At 62.4% G+C, this 18575-nt stretch carries 14 protein-coding genes; 8 read left to right on the forward strand and 6 right to left on the reverse strand.

What is annotated here, in order from left to right; genetic code table 11:
- A complete protein-coding gene (locus ACEXP3_RS05715; protein ID WP_377296390.1) occupies window positions 1–951 on the forward strand; it encodes a zinc-dependent alcohol dehydrogenase family protein in 951 nt (316 codons plus the stop codon).
- A 79-nt stretch (window positions 952–1030) separates the two neighbouring features.
- Here ACEXP3_RS05715 and ACEXP3_RS05720 read toward each other — a convergent pair whose 3' ends face one another.
- Complete coding sequence (locus tag ACEXP3_RS05720; protein ID WP_377296391.1) at window positions 1031–3220, reverse strand: anthranilate synthase; 2190 nt, start codon at window positions 3218–3220, stop codon at window positions 1031–1033.
- 390 nt (window positions 3221–3610) lie between these two features.
- Between ACEXP3_RS05720 and ACEXP3_RS05725 the strand changes: the two genes are divergently transcribed.
- Together ACEXP3_RS05725 and ACEXP3_RS05730 are read left to right on the forward strand one after the other, a co-directional pair.
- Window positions 3611–5434 carry a methyl-accepting chemotaxis protein gene (locus tag ACEXP3_RS05725; RefSeq protein WP_377296392.1) on the forward strand — a complete coding sequence of 608 codons (1824 nt, stop codon included), beginning with the start codon at window positions 3611–3613 and terminating at the stop codon, window positions 5432–5434.
- 170 nt (window positions 5435–5604) lie between these two features.
- Window positions 5605–6705 carry an extensin-like domain-containing protein gene (locus ACEXP3_RS05730; protein WP_377296393.1) on the forward strand — a complete coding sequence of 367 codons (1101 nt, stop codon included), beginning with the start codon at window positions 5605–5607 and terminating at the stop codon, window positions 6703–6705.
- Window positions 6706–6715: 10 nt separating this feature from the next.
- Here the strand turns inward: ACEXP3_RS05730 and ACEXP3_RS05735 are convergent, their stop codons facing one another.
- Both ACEXP3_RS05735 and ACEXP3_RS05740 read right to left on the reverse strand, forming a co-directional pair.
- Complete coding sequence (locus tag ACEXP3_RS05735; RefSeq protein ID WP_377296394.1) at window positions 6716–8395, reverse strand: formate--tetrahydrofolate ligase; 1680 nt, start codon at window positions 8393–8395, stop codon at window positions 6716–6718.
- Between the two features lie 155 nt (window positions 8396–8550).
- A complete protein-coding gene (locus tag ACEXP3_RS05740) occupies window positions 8551–10827 on the reverse strand; it encodes a TonB-dependent hemoglobin/transferrin/lactoferrin family receptor (RefSeq protein WP_377296395.1) in 2277 nt (758 codons plus the stop codon).
- A 430-nt stretch (window positions 10828–11257) separates the two neighbouring features.
- On the opposite strand from ACEXP3_RS05740, the gene ACEXP3_RS05745 reads away from it, so the two are divergent.
- Both ACEXP3_RS05745 and ACEXP3_RS05750 read left to right on the forward strand, forming a co-directional pair.
- Window positions 11258–11983, forward strand: a complete 726-nt coding sequence (locus tag ACEXP3_RS05745) for a helix-turn-helix transcriptional regulator (protein WP_377296396.1) — start codon at window positions 11258–11260, stop codon at window positions 11981–11983.
- A 119-nt stretch (window positions 11984–12102) separates the two neighbouring features.
- Window positions 12103–12492: a PAS domain-containing protein gene (locus ACEXP3_RS05750; RefSeq protein ID WP_377296601.1), complete on the forward strand. Its 390-nt coding sequence runs from the start codon at window positions 12103–12105 to the stop codon at window positions 12490–12492.
- A gap of 76 nt (window positions 12493–12568) precedes the next feature.
- Here the strand turns inward: ACEXP3_RS05750 and ACEXP3_RS05755 are convergent, their stop codons facing one another.
- From ACEXP3_RS05755 to ACEXP3_RS05765, 3 genes are all read right to left on the reverse strand, one after another.
- Window positions 12569–13723: a DUF2333 family protein gene (locus ACEXP3_RS05755; protein WP_377296397.1), complete on the reverse strand. Its 1155-nt coding sequence runs from the start codon at window positions 13721–13723 to the stop codon at window positions 12569–12571.
- Window positions 13724–13742: 19 nt separating this feature from the next.
- Entirely contained in the window at window positions 13743–14606 is an 864-nt protein-coding gene (locus ACEXP3_RS05760) for a hypothetical protein (RefSeq protein WP_377296398.1), read from the reverse strand.
- 251 nt (window positions 14607–14857) lie between these two features.
- On the reverse strand, window positions 14858–15310 hold the full coding sequence (locus tag ACEXP3_RS05765) for a pseudoazurin (protein WP_377296399.1): 453 nt from the start codon (window positions 15308–15310) through the stop codon (window positions 14858–14860).
- A 234-nt stretch (window positions 15311–15544) separates the two neighbouring features.
- Between ACEXP3_RS05765 and ACEXP3_RS05770 the strand changes: the two genes are divergently transcribed.
- The 3 genes from ACEXP3_RS05770 (at window position 15545) to choV (ending at window position 18575) form a co-directional block, all read left to right on the forward strand.
- Complete coding sequence (locus tag ACEXP3_RS05770) at window positions 15545–16492, forward strand: choline ABC transporter substrate-binding protein (RefSeq protein ID WP_210104382.1); 948 nt, start codon at window positions 15545–15547, stop codon at window positions 16490–16492.
- Window positions 16493–16683: 191 nt separating this feature from the next.
- Window positions 16684–17526: a choline ABC transporter permease subunit gene (gene choW / locus ACEXP3_RS05775; protein WP_210104381.1), complete on the forward strand. Its 843-nt coding sequence runs from the start codon at window positions 16684–16686 to the stop codon at window positions 17524–17526.
- Complete coding sequence (gene choV, locus ACEXP3_RS05780) at window positions 17523–18575, forward strand: choline ABC transporter ATP-binding protein (RefSeq protein ID WP_377296400.1); 1053 nt, start codon at window positions 17523–17525, stop codon at window positions 18573–18575. The genes choW and choV overlap by 4 nt, the downstream gene beginning before the upstream one ends.

The raw sequence follows: 18575 nt of genomic DNA on the forward strand, positions 1-18575 counted from the left end.
GTGCCGCAGTCCCTTTCGCTCTGGTATCGTCAGTTTGGCGCGCCGGATGCCGTGCTGTCTCTGGAAGAGCGCAGCCTTGCGGAGCGCCATCCCGGGCACATCCGCGTGCGCATGTCCGCCGCGCCCATCAACCCCTCCGACCTGATCCCGATAACCGGCGCTTATCGCCATCGCGTCCAGCCGCCGATGATTGCGGGATATGAAGGGGTCGGCACCGTGGTGGAGGCGCCGCCGCACGGACCTTACAGGGTCGGACAGCGTGTCCTGCCCTTGCGCGGCGCCGGCACCTGGCAAAGCCATGTGGACTGCGATCCGGCCTTTGCCATTCCGGTCCCTGAAGACATCGACGATGACCTTGCCTTGCGCGCCTATATCAACCCGCTTGCCGCCTTCCTGATGCTACGCAGCTTCAGCCCTGCCGGCCGCACCGTGCTGCTGACCGCGGCCAGTTCGACCTGCGCCGGGCTGCTTGCGCAATGGTGCCTTGCTGCCGGCGCCCGGTCCGTCATCGGCATCCATCGGTCTCCGCAACCGCTCAAGGCTCTGCAGGCATCCGGCATGACCCTCGTTCAGGCAGACGACCGCGAGACCATCACAGCCTTTGCAAAAACCAGCGATCTCGTCTTCGATGCCGTCGGAGGAGGTCTTGCCACGCGGATCCTAGCAAGCCTGCGCCCGGACGCGACAGTCGTCTCCTACGGCCTGCTCTCGGGGGAATTACCGGTATTTGCCAGCGGCGGGCCCATGCCGCAGCGCTTCCATATTCGCGATCACCTTGCCGGTGTCACGCCAGGGCTCTGGCAGGACTGGTTTGCCGCGATCTGGCCCTTGCTGCGCGCGGCGCACCTTCCGCCGGTCGCGCGGTTTCCTGTCGCGGACTGGCGGCAAGCCCTTGCGCATTTCCATAGGCCGGGGCGCCGGTCAAAGCCCGTCCTGGTGTTCGACCCCTGATCTGACGCCGCAACGGTTGCGATGCCATGGCGCCAGACTGCGGCGGAAACGCCTGTTGCGCGCCCGCCGCTTCGCCTTCTCAGGCCGCCTTTTCCTTCAACCGCTTGGCAAGCTTTTCCACGACGTTCTCGATCATCCGCATGCCGGCGTCACCGCCGAGCGTCATGATCGATTCCGGGTGGAACTGCACGGCCGCCACGGGTTCTTTCGCGTGTTCGATGCCCATGATCGTGCCATCCTCGCTTTCGGCGGTGATGATGAAATCCTGCGGCAGGGTTTTCGGGTCGGCAAAGATCGAGTGATAGCGGCCAACCGTGACTTCGCGGCCAAGGCCTTCAAACACCGTGCCCGCTTCCAGCACGCGAATACGCGACGGCTTTCCGTGCATCGGCACAGCAAGCTGGCGCAGTTCGCCGCCATAGGCTTCGGCCAGTGCCTGCAGGCCGAGGCACACGCCGAAGATCGGCAGGTTTTTCGCCCGTGCGGCCTTGATGGTGGCCTTGCAGTCAAAATCCTTCGGGCTTCCCGGTCCGGGCGACAGAACCACCAGGTCCGGATTGACGCGATCGTAGATTTCGGCTGCCACCGGCGAGCGTACGGTCGACACCTCCGCCCCCGTCTGGCGGAAATAGTTGGCAAGTGTGTGGACAAAGCTGTCCTCGTGATCGACCAGCAGGATTTTCACCCCCTGCCCGACCTTCTGGACATCACGCCCGACCTTGGCCGTATTGCCGGCACGGGCGTCGCGGATGGCGGAAATCATTGCGGATGCCTTCAGTTCGGTTTCGGCTTCTTCTTCCTGCGGATCGCTGTCGTTCAGAAGCGTTGCGCCAGCACGCACCTCGGCAATGCCGTCCTTGATGCGGATGGTGCGCAGCGTGAGCCCGGTATTCATGTTGCCATCGAAACCCACCATGCCGATTGCCCCGCCATACCAGGCGCGCGGGCTCTTTTCGTGTTTCTCGATGAAGCGCATGGCCCAGAGTTTTGGCGCGCCGGTGACCGTCACGGCCCAGGCATGGCTGAGGAAACCGTCAAACGCATCCATGTCGGGGCGAAGCCGGCCCTCGATATGGTCCACCGTATGGATGAGGCGCGAATACATCTCGATCTGGCGCCGGCCGATGACCTTGACCGAGCCCGGCTCGCACACTCGGCTCTTGTCGTTACGGTCGACGTCCGAGCACATGGTAAGCTCGCTCTCGTCCTTCTTGGAATTCAAGAGCTTCAGGATCTGCTCCGAGTCGGAGATGGCATCCTCGCCGCGCCGGATGGTGCCGGAAATCGGGCAGGTCTCGATGCGCCGGCCAGACACGCGCACGAACATTTCCGGCGATGCCCCGACCAGATATTCCTGATGGCCGAGATTGATGAAGAAGGAAAAGGGCGACGGATTGATCGCCTTCAGGCGGTTGGAAATCTGCGAGGGTTTTGAATCGCAGCGTTCCATGAACTTCTGGCCGGGTACCACCTCGAACAGATCGCCGCGGCGAAAGCTTTCCTTGGCCTTCACCACCAGTTCGGCATATTCGCCTGGCCGATGGTCGCCCTTCGGCGGAATTTTATCGGTGGTGCGGAAGGGATCGGGCGTGATCTCCTGGTCCTTTCCGAGGGTCGTCACGTCACCCCGCGAAAAATCATAGCGGTCGATCCAGGCCTTGGCGGCATGATGGTCCACGACCAGGATCTCGTCGGGCAGGAACAGCACCATGTCGCGCTGGTCGTCCGGCCGGTGCAGCGTGAGGTCGATTGCGTCGAACTGGAAGGCAAGATCGTAGCCGAAGGCGCCGAACAGGCCGATGGCGGAATCCGCATCCGAATAAAACAGGTCGACCACCGCCCGCAGGACCGTGAATACGGTCGGCATTTTCGAGCGCTCTTCCTCGGTAAAGGCGCGCGCCGGTGTGTTGACGGTCAGATCCAGCCTGCGCGCACTGCGCTCACCCAGCGTCAGTTCACTTTCGATCGCCAGCCGTTCGGCAATGAAATCGAGCAGCACTTCGCCGCGCCCGTTATAGGCCTCGATCCAGACCTTGCGGCCAAACGAGGAGAGGCCGAGCGGCGGATCGACAATCGCCGTATCCCAGCGCGTATAGCGACCCGGATATTCATAATTGGAGGAAAACACCGCGCCGCGGCGCTCGTCGAGCTTGTCCACATAGCTGGAAATGGCGTCCGCATAGGGCGCCGGCCGGCGCTTGCGGCTCACCGTGATGCCACCGCGGGTCTCGTAGACCTCAGAGCCATCGTCTTCGATAATCGTTACCATGCAGCTGCTCTCCATTATCCTTTGATCCGGACCTGGAAGGCGCTCTTAAGACAAAAAAGCCGCCTCGAGGTTCGGGCGGCTTTGTCTTGTCTTAGAACATGACTGGTCAAGGCCGCGTTTCAGCGAGCCCACCACCAGATAGCCATGATCATCGACGTTTTCATGGCAATGGTGATACCGCGTGACGACGGTTCCCGCAAGCCCCCTGTTTGGCGACACGAGTGGGCCGATAGACCATGGGGGGAAAGCGCTCTTCAGCTGCCGTGCAGCAGCGATCAAGGCCAAAACATCAGTTAGTCCTTAAATAATAAATCTATGTTTTAGTTACCGCATGACTAATGGCCGCGCCATACCGCAGCGGCACCTCTGACACAGTATCGGGGCCTGGGCATGAAAATAACAATCTCTCGGTTTCTTGCGCTGTTCGGCGTTACGCTTCTTGCAAGCGTCGGACTTGCCGTCGGGACATTGCTTTACTCCTTGCAGCAACTGAAAATCGACGGGCCGCAATATGGCTTGATAGTTGACGCCAAGGATCTGGTGGCCGACATCCTGCCGCCGCCGATGTTTCTGGTGGAAGCCTATCTGACGGCAAACGAGACCGCGCAGCATCCGGAAGAGACGCTCGCCAATATCGCCGTGCTGGAAAAACTGCGCCAGGACAGCGAGACACGACTGGCTTTCTGGGCGAGGAAAGACCTGCCGCCGGAGATCCGCGCCCAGATCGACACCAAGCTGAAGCCGGCAACCGAAGCCTTCTGGGATATGCTGTTCAAGCGGATCGTGCCGCAATTCAAGCTTGCCATGACGGATGGACGCGACACCAACCTCGCGCCGCTTCGGCGCCTGTTTCTGGAGCAGCGCGCCGCTGTCGTGACGCTGGTCGGCCTGTCGGACACCTATATGGCGCGCGTGGAAGCACAGGCGAAACAGGAGGATGTCACATTCCGTCTTCTGGCCTACGGCGCGTGCGTGTTTGCGGCGGCATCGCTGATCGCCGGCCTCGTCCTGTTCCGCCGCCTCGCGGTCAACCCGATGCGCGACATGGGTCGCTTCATGACCAATCTTGCCGCCGGCGATTACCATACGGCCGTTCCGCATCTTGGCCGTCAGGACGAGGTGGGCGAAATGGCCAAGGCCGTCGGCCATTTCAAGACGGCCGCGCTCGACAAGCTGGCGCTGGAGCAGGAAGCGGTTCGCCATGCCGACCAGGCCGCCAGCGAACGCTACCGCCAGCTTGCCGCCGAACAGGAACGGGCTGCCACGCTGAAGACAGTGATCGACGATCTTGGCGCGGGGCTCGACCGGCTGTCGAAGTTCAACATCCACGAGACGCTCGACGAGCCTTTCCATGCAGAGTTCGAGGTGCTGCGCGAAAACTTCAACCGCTCGCTTGCCGTCTTCCAGGACACCATGAAGCAGGTTCTGGGCAAGGCCGACGAAATCCGCGCCAATTCCGAAAGCCTTGACGGCTCTGCCGACAATCTGGCGCGACGCACCGAACAGCAGGCGGCAGCGCTGGAGGAAACCGCTGCAGCGCTCGACCAGATCACCTCGAAGGTAGCATCCTCCAGCAGCCTGACCCGCCACACCAAGATCAAGAGCAACCATGCCCGCAGCAATGTCGAGCGCTCTTCGTCCATCGTGCGCGAAGCCATCACCGCCATGAGCCGCATCGAGGATGCCTCGAACCAGATTGCCTCGATCACCGGCGTCATCGACGAAATCGCCTTCCAGACCAACCTGCTGGCGCTGAATGCCGGCGTGGAGGCCGCACGCGCCGGCGAGGCTGGAAAGGGTTTTGCCGTGGTGGCGCAGGAGGTGCGCGCGCTTGCCCAGCGCTCCGCCAGCGCCGCGCAGGAGATCAACACGCTGATCGGTCGGTCCGCCACGGCCGTGGCCGGCGGCGTCGACCTCGTCAGCCGCACCGGCGAGGCCTTGACCGAGATCGAAAGCGATATTGAAGCCATTGCCGCCGACATCGACACCATTGCGCTTGGCGCCGGCGAACAGGCCGACGTGCTGCAGGCCATCAACACCTCCGTCAACCAGATGGACCAGATCACCCAGAAGAACGCCGCCATGGTGGAGGAAATGAATGCCGCCACCCATTCGCTCACCGAGGAAGTGGGCGAGATGGTGAGCCTCGTCGGCCAGTTCATCCGCGATCACAGGCGGGCGGGTTCGACGGGAGCCCATGTCCGCGCCGCCTGAACGCAGGCCAGGCTGAGGAAGGATGTGCGGGCGAAAGGTCGATGGCCCCGCATCGGCTGGTCCTGCGACTGCCCATCATCCCTCGTCGCCCGACGCTTCGTTGGCGGGCGATGAGACCAAATCCCCGCTCGTGCGTTGTGCCTGCCGCAACGGACAAGAGGAGCGGGATCATGGGTCGCAAAACGGCGGGCAGGAACACCACGGGCAGGACATCGCTTTTTCTGGCAGCGGCAAGCCTGCTGCTGATGGGCATGAGCCTGCCGGAAAACGGCCCCCGTCCGCCGCAAAAGCCGCAAGCGCCCGATGAGGCGGTGACGGCAGTCCCGGACCCGGCCGGAAACGCCGCCCCGCCGGCTACCGGTGCGGCCGCCGCCGAGGCAGCACAGGACGCCGCGACGACCAAAGCCGGCACTCCGGCAAAAAACGTCGCAATTCCGGGCATTCCCGTACCGACCGAAAAACCTGACGATGCCGGCTTGGCACGTAAATCCGGCGAAGGCGGTGAGAGGAGCCCCGATGGCGCCAGCACCTCCGAGCCCGGGAAAGCTGCCCCGACCGGCACCGCCCCATCGAACGGCAAGGCGGCTGCCGCGGAGGACAAGCCGGACGGGGGACAGCAGCCGGACACCAAGAGCGACCCGGCAACGGACAAGGACGCGACCGAGCCCACCAAGGACGCATCCCCTGCCCCGCCGCCGATCGTCAAGGAAGATCCGGAGGCGTTGCAAGCCTGCCTCAGCGAACTCACCTCCCTTGGCGCCGAGTTCAAAACCCTGCCGGAGGTGAAGGATGACGAGAACGGATGCGGCATCGAAAAGCCGATCGCGCTTTCACAGGTTCTGCCGGGCATTCCGCTTGCCGACCAGTCCCCGATGCGCTGCGAGGCGGCCTTGTCGCTGGCACGCTGGATGAAGGGCACCGTAGAGCCGAGCCTAAAACTTGCCCTGCCGGAGCGCCGCATCATCGGCATCGATAATGCCTCGAGCTATGCCTGCCGGCTGCGCAACCACGCCGAAACCGGGAAAATCTCCGAGCATGCCCGCGGCAATGCCATCGACATCGGCGGCTTCAAGCTGGACAATGGCGACACCATCGCAATGACGCCGAAGGAAGAGGACTCAACCCTCACCGGCGCCTTCCAGCGCACGGCCACCGCCGGCGCCTGCCTCTATTTCACCACCGTACTCTCCCCCGGCAGCGACGCCACCCACCAGGACCACCTGCATCTCGACGTGCTGGAGCGCAAGGGCGGCTATCGGTACTGCCGGTAACGCGGCGGCCTCAGAACAGCCCCTCGATATACCCCGCATCGTTCAGCGCAATCCGTTCGGCAGACGGTGAGCGCGGAAGGCCCGGCATGGTGCGGATTTCGCCGGTAATGGCCACCACGAAGCCGGCGCCGGCCGAGAGGCGCACTTCGCGCACCGGCACCACATGGCCGCTCGGTGCACCGAGCAGGTCCGGGGTGGTGGAGAAGGAATATTGCGTCTTGGCAATGCAGACCGGCAGGTGGCCGTAGCCTTCCTCTTCGAAACGGCGCAGCTGTTCGCGCACGGCAGCATCCGCGGTCACGTCTCCGGCCCGATAGATTTCGCGCGCCACCGTCTCGATCTTCTCCATCAGCGGCAGGTGATCGGGATAAAGCGGCTTGAAATCGGCCGTGCCTCCATCGGCAATCTCGGCCACGCGGCGGGCGAGATCCTCGATGCCGGCCGAGCCTTCGGCCCAGTGACGGCAGAGAATGGCTTCCACGCCCAGTTCGGCCACATAGGCCTTCAACGCTTCGACCTCTTGCGGCGTGTCGGAGGAGAAATGGTTGATGGCAACCACGACAGGCACGCCGAACTTCTGAAGATTTTCGATATGGCGGCCAAGGTTGACGCAGCCGCGCTTCAGCGCATCGACATTTTCAGCGCCAAGATCCGCCTTTGCCACGCCGCCGTTCATTTTCAGGGCGCGAACGGTTGCAACGATGACGGCAGCCGCCGGGGAAAGCCCTGCCTTGCGGCACTTGATGTCGAAGAATTTTTCGGCGCCGAGATCGGCACCGAAGCCGGCTTCCGTCACGACGTAATCGGCAAGTTTCAGCGCCGTCTGCGTTGCCACCACGGAATTGCAGCCATGGGCGATGTTGGCAAACGGGCCGCCATGCACGAAGGCCGGGTTGTTTTCCAGCGTCTGCACGAGGTTCGGCTGCATGGCATCCTTCAGGAGGACGGCCATGGCCCCATCGGCCTTCAGGTCGCGGGCAAAGACCGGGGTGCGGTCGCGGCGATAGCCGACGATGATGGCCCCGAGCCGCTGTTCCAGATCCTGCAGGTCCGTCGACAGGCAGAGGATCGCCATGATTTCGGACGCAACCGTGATGTCGAAGCCGCTTTCGCGCGGAAAGCCGTTGGAGACGCCGCCGAGCGGGCCGACGATCTGGCGCAGCGCCCGGTCGTTCATGTCCATCACCCGCTTCCAGGTGATGCGGCGCAGATCGAGATCCAGCGCATTGCCCCAGTAGATATGGTTGTCCAGCATGGCGGCGAGCAGATTATGCGCCGAGGTAATGGCATGGAAATCGCCGGTGAAATGCAGATTGATGTCCTCCATCGGCACGACCTGCGCATATCCGCCGCCGGCCGCCCCGCCCTTCACGCCGAAACAGGGGCCGAGCGACGGTTCGCGCACGCAGATGATGGCGCGCTTGCCGATGCGGTTCAGACCATCGCCAAGCCCGACGGTGGTGGTCGTCTTGCCTTCGCCTGCCGGCGTCGGGTTGATGGCGGTCACCAGGATCAGCTTGCCATCCGGTCTGCCAGCCTGCGCGGCAATGAAGCGTGCGGAAAGCTTTGCCTTGTCGTGACCGTAGGGAACAAGATCCTCTGCTGGAATGCCAAGCGCTTCCCCGATCTGAAAGATCGGCTTCTTGACGGCGGCACGGGCAATCTCGATGTCGGACGGCACGGTTCCCATTCATTCCCTCGCTCTGGCATGCTGCGTGATGACGCCCTCATTAGCGCATCGGGATGCCGTCTGGAATGGCTGGCGCCATCGGATCGACGATGACGAACAGAAAAGGCGGCGCAACAAACATTGCGCCGCCTCACCTGATACACGGTGACTGGAGGTCAGAAACGCTGTGTCAGCGAAATCTTGAAGCTGCGACCAGGCTCCGAATAGAAGGCATTGTTGGTGGCGCCGCTGGTCGCGCGGATGGTGGTGTAGTCATAATAGGTCCGGTCGAAGAGGTTATAGACACCGGCATTGATGCGCAGGCCCCTCACCTGCTCGGGCTCCCACCAGGCCGTCAGATCGACGAGGCCATAGCCTGCAGCACGCGAATAGGTGGTCTGGTCGACCTTGCCATTGTCATGCGATCCGGCAACGCCCGTCACGTCGACGCCGACGCCCCAGATTTCGGTGTCATAGCCGAGGCTTGCCACCACTTTCATCGGCGCGACGGAGGCGAGGTTCTTGGAGGTGTCGAGGTTCTTGCCGGTCGAGGCGGCAAGACCGCCGCCGATGCGGAAACCGTTGTCGAAGGTCTTGTGGGCGGAAAATTCGACGCCGTAGATCTCGGCGCGGGCGACGTTGACATATTGCGAGATGCCGCCTTGCGGATAATCCGACAGGGACAGGCCAAGGGCGCTCGCCTCGGCAGCGCTCAGGCTGCGCGTGTCGATGAAATTCTTGTAGCGGTTATAGAACAGGCTGATGCGGCCGCCGAAGTCCTGGTCGCCGAGGTTTGCCCCGGCTTCAAAGCCGTGGCTGGTTTCGGTTTCGAGATCAGGATTGCCACGCCGCAGATAGGTGCCCGGACCACCGAACGAGCTGTACAATTCTCCCGCCGACGGCGCCCTGAAACCCATGGCCCACTGCCCGTAAAGCTCGACCTGCGGGGCCAGATCATAGGACAGCCGCACTTTTGGGGAGAGACCGGAATCCTGGAACCCATCGGGCAATGCGGGATTGCTGGCATTGCTGGCAAAGGCATCCGTCATCTTCGGGTCATGCTTCACCCAGTCGAAGCGCACGCCGGGCGTCAACTTGACGCCGCTGTCACCGATGGAAATGTCGTCATCGAGGTAAAGACCGATGCGGTTGCTGTCGACCTTCGGCGTATCGGCCTGGTTGGTATGAAGATTGGCGCAGGCGGAATAGCCGCTCGGATAGCTGCCATTGGACAGCGGCGCCGGGCAATTATCGTAGCCTGCGGAATATTGCTCGATGGTGCTGGTGGCAAGATCGAAGCCGAAGGTGAAGAGGTGGTTGGTCGCGCCGAGATCGACTTGCCTCTGCAGCGCGCCGATGAGGCCGAAGGTGCTTTCCTCGTTGGAATTGGCGCGTCCGATCGGGCCGACGACGGAGTTCGAGCGATAGCCGGTATAGCCATCCATCGTGCGGGTCCTCATCCAGTAAAGCGAGGCCCAGGCATTGTCGATGATGCTGTCATCGCTCTCGCTGTCGAACTTGTAATCCAGCGATACGCGGTCGCGCTCATTTTCCTTATTGTTGGTGTAACCGCCGGGACGATAATTGCCGGTCGGCGTCTGCGTGCTCATCATGTCGGTATCGCGATCCTTGCGATAGCGTTCCGCCGTGATGCCGATGGTGTGGCCGCCTTCCAGCTCCTGGCGCAGCTTGACCAGAAAATTGTGCTGGTCGAAGTCGGAGGGGTTCGCCTCGGTGCGTGTTGCGCCATAGCCACCGGTCGTGCCGTTCGTTTCGCGCTCGTGACCCTTGCGATAGCTGCCCTGGAACAGCATCGAGGTGTTGCCGATCTTCTTGGCGACGGCAGCCGAGCCTTCCCAGCTTTTTTCCGCACTGTCATAGGTGGACTTCAGGAGCACGCCCCAGTCACGTCCCTCGCCGATCAGGTCCCCAGGCTCGAGCGTGCGGTAGGCGATGACGCCGCCGAGCGCGCCGGCACCGGCACGGCTGGAATCGGCGCCGCGCATGACGTCGACTGCCGAGAGCGACGAGAAACTGAACGTATCGACGCCCCCGGTCGCGCTGCGCGTCGGGTCGTTGAAATAGGGGATCGGGATGCCGTCGATGGTGGAGAGAACCCGGTTACCCTCGAGGCCGCGGATGTTGACGGCACCGGTCGACCGGTTGAACGTGACGCCCGGTTCGGCAACACGGCCGAGATCTTCCAGATTGGTGATCTGCTTCTTGTCAAGCTCGGCGCGCGTGGTTTCGGTGGTGAGTGGACTATCGGTCGCGCTCCCCTTGGCAGCCGCCGTCAACCGTTCACCTTTGATGGACACTTTCGGCAGCACGGTCGTATCGGAAGCGGCACTTTGCTGGGAAACGGCCGCATTCTGTGCCGTGGCTGGAAGAGCCGGCGCAAGAAGCGAAAGACCTGAGCAGGCCAGGAGAGAAACACGCAAACGGTGGAGCATGACAACCTTTCCCATCCCCAAGCAACGGCGCGCGCAAAACCGCGGCCGCGCAAGGAGCGACGTTTGATACTGAGGATGAAGTGACCGGCGACGCAGGAGCGCCTTGTCCATGCCCAATAAAAAACATGATTGCCTTTGTCAACATTAAACATGACTATTATGATCATGTTTAGATGCACATTTCGTGATATATCCGACACATAGTCAGACAACTGCAAAAAAGCCGGCGGAATTCTCTGGAAATCCCTTGGGCACGCCCTATACGCCGTGCATACATTCGCCCAAAACACGAGCTTGACACGAGCCGCGTTGGTAAGGGGGACCGTTAATTGTAAATTCGCATATACGAAAATGGAGGCTGGTTCCCGCTTAGGAACTGTATTACATGTTCATGTGACGGCATTTGTCACACTTTTTAACAAGCGCGATTATGATTACCCTTGAACGGCAGTCGCTGATCAGCAAACACTTGTCGTCGGCTGAGACGCAAGCCGAAGTCGTCACTGCTTTATCCCGTATTGCCTACCATTTTGGTTTTACCTATTTCACTCTGGCCAATGCTCCCGTCTCCACGGATAATCTTCTGGAGCCGCTGATCGTCGAGACGACACTGCCGATCGACTATATCCGCACCTTTGACGAGAACCGCTTTCTGCCGATCTGTCCACTTGTGCCTTTGATGAAGAACATGGTTCTGCCGCTCTGCTGGATGTGCCGGCCGCCGGATGTTGAGGGCGGGCCGCCGCAATTTCCCGCCGCGTTGTGCAACCTTCTCCTGGACCACAACATGTCGACCGGCGTCGCCATGCCGCTGCAGTCCAGCGACGGTTCCAGCTATTTCATCCGGCTCGATGGCGCGCGCCCGCTTCTGACGCTGCCCGAACTGAACGAAGTCGGCATGCTGCTGTTGCAGGCCTTTACCGTATACGACCGGCTGCGCCGAGAGGCGCCAGCGACGGCCAAGCTGCTCTCGATCCGGGAGCTTGAGGTGTTGCGCTGGACATCGCAGGGAAAGACCTCCTCGGAAATCGCCAGAATTCTTTCGCTGTCCGATCACACCGTGAACGCCTATCTCAATAAGGCGATCAAGAAGCTGGATTGCGTCAACCGCACGCAGCTGGTTGCCAAGGCCATTCGCCTGCGGCTGATCAACTAAATCAAAACACCGCGCTATCAGGGAATGTTACAGGTTTGCTTCAGCCCCCCGAAAACGACACGATCCAGTTCGGCTATGAAAATTACGGCCTGTGTCCCAAGGAAATCTTGCAACTCTTCATGCAATTCAACCGGACCGGCTTCTGGCGACAGGACGTGGACACGGGTCACCTGTTCTGTTGCCCGGAGATAAGCCGGATTTTCCACATGGAACCGACCGATGGTCCGATTGACCTCGTCGAGCTCACCTCGCGCATCCATCCGGAGGATCTGGCAGCGGTGATGGAGGGCCATGAGGCTGCAGCTGCCACGCGTGTCGCCGTCCAGAAGACCTACCGCGTGCGCAATGCCGACGACAGTTACAAGCCGTGCTGCTCCATCGGTTTCTTCCGCGAGAAAGCTGGCACTGGTGGCGAGATCGTCGGCTTCACCTACGAAATGCCGTCGCACCACTGCGAACTGCGGATCATCCCGCCGGTCGGCGAAACTGCGCAGGACCATGATGTCTGAAGCGGCGCATGCCGCTTGAGCCCGGACCCCGCGCCGGCCCCACTGATGCCGGCTTTTCCTGGCAGAGTTTTAAGGCTCAGCGGTCGAGCACCGCGCGCATTTCCACGAGATTGGAGCGGGTGCGCAGGATGTAGAAGCCCATCGTCGCCAGATGGGTCGGCATGATCCAGCCATCCTCGCGGCCATTGGAAATAATGGCCGGTTGGATCCGCAGGGCCGACTGGAACTGCGACAGCGTATCGGAAAACAGCGGCGCCAGATTGCGCTCGCGCACCACCTGGTCGAAATCGGCGCGGGCGGCGGCCAGAATACAGTAATAGCCATAGAGCTGGCCGTAGGCGAACCAGAACCGATCGTCGGCGCGTGTGTCGAACCAGCCGCCATTGTGGTTTTCCGACCGTTCCCGCAGAACCGCGGAGGTGGAGCCGAGATCATTGGCGATGCGGTCGATGAACTGCACGAGGTTGTCGGCGCGGGTATCGAAAATCGCATTGCAGGCCGCCAGATCCGTGTTGAACTTGCGCAGGCTCTTGATGGCGGAACGGTAATAGCTCGGGCTCGGCGTCTTGAAGCCGAAGGGGTTGAGGCCGAAATACCAGGAAAACTCGTCAAACTGCAGGTTGCCGCGCGCATCCTGCAGATCGCCATTGATGCCGGACGTGCCGCGCACGCGCCCGAGCGTGTCGACCAGTTCGGCAGACGTGCGGCGCACCGCCTGGTTCACGCCGCGTTGAAAACTGGCCTTGTTGTCGAGGAAGGGCGTATGGTCCCAATCGATGCCGAAAAAGCCCGCCCGGTAGAGCAGCATGGACGAAATCCAGGCATTCTGATTGACATTCGTGTCGGTCAGGTCCGCTGCGACATCCACGATGGCCGAGGTCTGGCACTGGCGGGGTGCAGGCTGTGCCGCTGCGGCAGGTGTTCCGGCGGCGGCTGCGCCAGGCTGCGGAGCCGCCGGCAGTTCCTGACCGGCCGACAGCTTGCGTTCGGTCAGATTGTAGCGCGCGACGAAATTCGGATCAAAGCCCGTCCAGACCTGGGTCTGCCAGACGAAATAGCCGTAAAGGCCTGCAAGTCCTAGAAGAACAACGGCAAGCGGCACCTTGATCATCAGGTTGCGGCGGCCGTACCAGCCATGGGCGGCCATGAAGGGCCAGGCGATCCCGGCAAAGAGCAGCCGGGCGCTGCGTTTCAGGGCGTCCAGAAACCGGCTCAACAACGCAGCGACCATGCCTGAGATCTCCTCTGTTCTATCGGCCTTCAGGTAGGGATGCGGTGGTCGCTTGTCGAGCGCCGCCGAAACGATGATGATAAACCTCTGTGAGATGTACACGGCGGGTCTCGATGTGTCGCGCCGACAACAGCCCGGCCTGCCAGAGCCTGATGTGCCGCGACAGGGGCGGCAGTTCGCGCTCCATCTCGCCGACAAGCCCGGCATCGACGCCCGCCACCAGAAGAACAAAGGTCTCGACTTCGACGGACAGCAGGTTGGCGAGGATATAGACGCTTGCCAGCATGTCGATGACGAGATCGACCAGATCATTGGCCAGTTCCGCCAGGCCCTCGGCCTGCTGCGGGTTTGTCTTCCGTGGCGCGTCAGCTGTTACAGCAGCGGGAAGGCCACCGGCTTGCGCCAGCGTCTCGGCGCGTGTTTCCGCAAGGGTCTCGGCGCTTGCCAACAAATCCTCCAGAAAGAGGCGCTGCGTGTCCAGAACCGACAGGAGGGCTGCGATATCGGCGCCAAGAGGCCGTGCCCGCACGGCAAAGGCGGGCGGCGATCCCGGCCCGGGCCGCTGCGTGCCGGAAGGTTGGAACAACCGCGCAAGCAGCGACGGATCCGGTCGCGCCAGAGGCATGAGGTAGGGCGCAGACAGGTGCCGGATGGTGCCGGCAAGCCCGGCCAGCCGGTGGGCGGCGGCACTTTCGGCGACACGAAAGCGGCGGGCGATGTCGCCCAGGCCCTCCTCCAGCGCATCGAGCCGGGCGCGATCGGAGAAGTGGGGCTCTGCCGCGTACGACCGCAGATCGGAGAGCGACGCCGTCAGTGCTTCGCGGATGCCTGAAAAAAGCTGGTCCGCCTCATCCCCGTGTCGTGTCGTTTCGCCATCTGCCATAGTGCCTCTCCAAAGCGCGCAGCGACTGAACGTCTGTCGCATCTCCTGCATCAGCCCGCGATGCCCTCCCACGCATATACGGTTTGCATCAAGGATTTAACACAAGATAGCCTTCGACGCAGAACTTGCCTGCTTACCTGGCTAATTCTCAGTCGCAATGGCGGATAGCAAAATCCTCGCCCGCGCCAGAGGCGGGCGAAGAGCCGGCGCGTGTGGCGACGGGCACCAAGGCCCGTCACCCGCGGCATGGCTCAAAGGCCCAGCTTGGCGATCTCGGCATCCAGGCGGTCGCGGGTCTTCTTCGCCATCTTGGCGGATTTTACCGCATCGAGATTGGCCGGCGTGCCATCGCCGGCGACGACCAGCGCCACCATGCCCATGCCCCAGTGCGGCGTGCACTTGAACACGTAGGCGCCTTCCTTCTCGATCTTGACGACCAGTTCCTGGTTCATCTTGCCCTTGGATTCCTCGGCCCCTTCCGGGATCAGTTCCTTGACGGCTGCCGCATCATGCCCCTTGTCCACCGGCACGAAATGCACCACGTCGCCAACGGCCACCTTCACGGCTGCAGGTTCAAACACCATGGCTTCGCCATCGCTGCCCTTGTTGAGCATCTTCACCTCGATATCGGCGGCAAAGGCGGCTTGGGAGAGGAAGGCAAAGCCGAAAGCGGCAAGACCGGTTCTGATGAGGGCGGTTTTCATGGATCAAAAACTCCTGGCAGGCCGCCTCTCCTAAAACGGAACGAGACGGGCGGATATCGCGTGATTTGTGCGGTCCTGCTCATACGCGCTCGGGGCGGCGACAGTTTTGACTGAGGTCAAATCGAAAATGATCCAAATTGTCGCAAATACACCCTGTGGAGCGCCGCGATCCGGCGCGCTTGCTTGCGCTTCTTGGATATTGATAATGGCGGGGAACAAAAAGAAGGAACCACCATGCGCGCAACATCGATGAAATTCACGCTCGCCGCTTCCATCGCCGCGATCGTTTCAAGCCAGGCTTTGGCTGCCGATCCGGCAAGCTGTAGCGCCGTTCGGTTTTCGGATGTCGGCTGGACCGACATCACGGCAACGACGGCAACCGCCTCCGTCATCCTGGACGCGCTCGGCTACAAGCCGCAGGTGCAGGTTCTGTCGGTGCCGGTCACCTACCAGTCGCTGAAGAACAAGGACATCGACGTCTTCCTCGGCAACTGGATGCCGACGCAGGAAAACGACGTACGGCCCTTCCTCAACGACAAATCGGTGGAATCCTTCGGTCCGAACCTCGTCGGCGCAAAGTACACGCTGGCGACCAATGCCAAGGGCGCCGAGCTCGGCATCAAGGACTTCAAGGATATCGCCGCCCACAAGGCCGAACTGGAAGGCAAGATCTACGGTATCGAGCCGGGCAATGACGGCAACCGCCTCGTCATCGACATGGTCGACAAGAACACCTTTGGCCTGAAGGGCTTCGAAGTGGTCGAATCGTCCGAGCAGGGCATGCTGGCACAGGTTGCCCGCGCCGACCGCTCGTCCAAGCCGGTGGTCTTCCTCGGCTGGGAACCGCACCCGATGAACGCCACCTTCAAGCTGACCTACCTGACCGGCGGCGACGACATCTTCGGGCCCAATTTCGGCGGCGCCAGCGTGTTTACCAATATCCGCGCCGGCTTCACCAAAGACTGCCCGAATGCCGGCACCTTCATCACCAACCTGAAATTCTCTCTGCCCATGGAAAACCAGATCATGGGCAAGATCCTGAATGATGGCGAAGACCCGCAGAAGGCGGCAACCGCCTGGCTGAAGGCCAACCCGACCGCCGTCGAGCCCTGGCTTGCCAAGGTCACGACGCTGGACGGCAAGGACGGCCTCGCCGCCGTCAAGAGCAAGCTCGGCCTCTAAAGGCTTTCTGCCCGCCCGGTCCCTCTTCTGCGGCAGCTGAGCTTGCCGCAGAAGAGGGACCGGACGGGGATTCCGATGTGTTCATCCGTCGCCCGCAAATCCATCCGCGCGACGGAGTTCGCCGAAGAGCGGCCGCCCGACCGATGCGGCCCGCCTTCCTGCCGAAACCTGACCCGCACTGGAAGAAGCCCTTGGAAATTCTGACCGACCACCGTATTCCGATCGGGATGTGGGCCAAAAATGCCGTGGACTGGCTGACGCTCAACGGCGCCTGGTTCTTCGACTGGCTCTCCTCCGTCCTGTCGAGCGTGATCAATGGCCTGCTGTTCGTGCTGCAATGGCCGCATCCGCTCGTCATCGTCTTTGCCTTTACCGCCCTGTCCTGGTTCATGCGCCGCTCGTTCGGCACGGCCCTCTTCACCTGTCTCGGGCTGCTCCTCATCATCAACCAGGGCTACTGGAAGGAAACCACCGAGACGCTGGCTCTGGTCGTGGCCTCTGCCGCCGTCAGCATGGCGATCGGCGTGCCGCTCGGCATTGCGGCGGCCCGCAGGCCCTGGCTTTACGAGGTCATGCGCCCGGTGCTCGACCTCATGCAGACCATCCCGACCTTCGTCTACCTCATTCCGGCGCTCATCCTCTTCGGGCTCGGCATGGTGCCGGGCCTCATCGCCACCGTTATCTTCGCCATCCCGGCCCCGATCCGGCTCACCCGGCTCGGCATCGTCTCGACGCCGGATGCCTTGACGGAAGCGGCCATGGCCTTTGGGGCGACGCCCGCGCAGGTGCTGCGCAAGGTGGAACTGCCCTTTGCCATGCCGCAGATCATGGCGGGCCTCACCCAGACCATCATGCTGTCGCTGTCGATGGTCGTCATTGCGGCGCTTGTCGGCGCAAGCGGCCTTGGGGTGCCGGTGGTGCGGGCTCTCAACACCGTCAACATCGCCCGCGGCTTCGAGGCGGGCCTGTGCATCGTCATCCTCGCGATCATTCTCGACCGCATGTTCCGCACCGACACAGGAGAAGGCGCATGAGCGACGCGATCATATTCGGCGGTGTCGACATCGTCTTCGGCGACCGGCCCGATCGGGCGCTGCCGCTGATGGACCAGGGCCGCACCCGCGACGAAATCAGCGCCCAGACGGGTCTGGTGCTCGGTGTGTCGAACGCCTCGCTCACCATCAAGGAGGGCGAGATCCTCGTGCTGATGGGCCTGTCCGGATCGGGAAAGTCGACACTCCTGCGTGCCGTCAACGGACTTGCGCCGGTTGTGCGCGGCAGTGTCACGGTGCAAAGCGCCAAGGGCTCGATCGATCCCTACCGGGCCTCGGCAAAGGCCCTGCGCGACCTTCGCATGCACACGGTCTCGATGGTGTTCCAGCAGTTCGGCCTTCTGCCCTGGCGCACGGTTGCCGACAATGTCGGCTTCGGCCTGGAGCTCGCCGGCGTGCCGGAGGCGGAGCGGAAACAGCGTGTCGCCGAACAGCTGGAGCTGGTCAACCTGTCGCGCTGGGGAGAGCGCAAGGTGGGCGAATTGTCAGGCGGCATGCAGCAGCGTGTCGGCCTTGCCCGCGCCTTTGCCACCGGCGCGCCGATCCTTCTGATGGACGAGCCGTTTTCTGCGCTCGATCCCCTGATCCGCACGCGGCTGCAGGACGAATTGCTGGAATTCCAGAGCCGGTTGAAGAAAACCATCCTGTTCGTCAGCCATGATCTGGACGAGGCCTTCCGCATCGGCAACCGCATTGCCATCATGGAGGGCGGGCGCATCATCCAGTGCGGCACGCCGCAGCAGATCGTGCAGGCGCCGGCCGACCAGTATGTCGCCGATTTCGTGCAGAACCTCAATCCGATCACCATGCTGACCGCCGGCGACATCATGCGGCAGGGCGCGGCCCTCTCCGGCGCGCAGCAGCCTGTCACGGCCACCGCCCGGGCCGAAACGCCACTCGTCGACATCCTCGATGCCATGGCGCGCCAGCCGGGCATTGTCGGAATTGTCGACAATGGCACCGTGATCGGAACGGTCGGCGCCGACGAGGTGATCGCCGGCCTGACGCGGCATCGCCGGCGCGAGGTCTAA

This window comes from Neorhizobium fuzhouense (assembly GCF_042611105.1).
Taxonomy (GTDB): Bacteria; Pseudomonadota; Alphaproteobacteria; order Rhizobiales; family Rhizobiaceae; genus Neorhizobium; species Neorhizobium galegae_A.

What these genes read in the sequence shown, in the direction of transcription:
- ACEXP3_RS05760 (WP_377296398.1), bottom strand. Translation starts at nt 14,606, where the DNA reads ATGGCAGATGGCGAAACGACACGACACGGGGATGAGGCGGACCAGCTT.
- ACEXP3_RS05740 (WP_377296395.1), bottom strand. Translation starts at nt 10,827, where the DNA reads ATGCTCCACCGTTTGCGTGTTTCTCTCCTGGCCTGCTCAGGTCTTTCG.
- ACEXP3_RS05755 (WP_377296397.1), bottom strand. Translation starts at nt 13,723, where the DNA reads ATGGTCGCTGCGTTGTTGAGCCGGTTTCTGGACGCCCTGAAACGCAGC.
- ACEXP3_RS05725 (WP_377296392.1), top strand. Translation starts at nt 3,611, where the DNA reads ATGAAAATAACAATCTCTCGGTTTCTTGCGCTGTTCGGCGTTACGCTT.
- ACEXP3_RS05765 (WP_377296399.1), bottom strand. Translation starts at nt 15,310, where the DNA reads ATGAAAACCGCCCTCATCAGAACCGGTCTTGCCGCTTTCGGCTTTGCC.
- ACEXP3_RS05735 (WP_377296394.1), bottom strand. Translation starts at nt 8,395, where the DNA reads ATGGGAACCGTGCCGTCCGACATCGAGATTGCCCGTGCCGCCGTCAAG.
- ACEXP3_RS05730 (WP_377296393.1), top strand. Translation starts at nt 5,605, where the DNA reads ATGGGTCGCAAAACGGCGGGCAGGAACACCACGGGCAGGACATCGCTT.
- ACEXP3_RS05745 (WP_377296396.1), top strand. Translation starts at nt 11,258, where the DNA reads ATGATTACCCTTGAACGGCAGTCGCTGATCAGCAAACACTTGTCGTCG.
- ACEXP3_RS05720 (WP_377296391.1), bottom strand. Translation starts at nt 3,220, where the DNA reads ATGGTAACGATTATCGAAGACGATGGCTCTGAGGTCTACGAGACCCGC.
- ACEXP3_RS05750 (WP_377296601.1), top strand. Translation starts at nt 12,103, where the DNA reads ATGCAATTCAACCGGACCGGCTTCTGGCGACAGGACGTGGACACGGGT.
- choV (WP_377296400.1), top strand. Translation starts at nt 17,523, where the DNA reads ATGAGCGACGCGATCATATTCGGCGGTGTCGACATCGTCTTCGGCGAC.
- ACEXP3_RS05770 (WP_210104382.1), top strand. Translation starts at nt 15,545, where the DNA reads ATGCGCGCAACATCGATGAAATTCACGCTCGCCGCTTCCATCGCCGCG.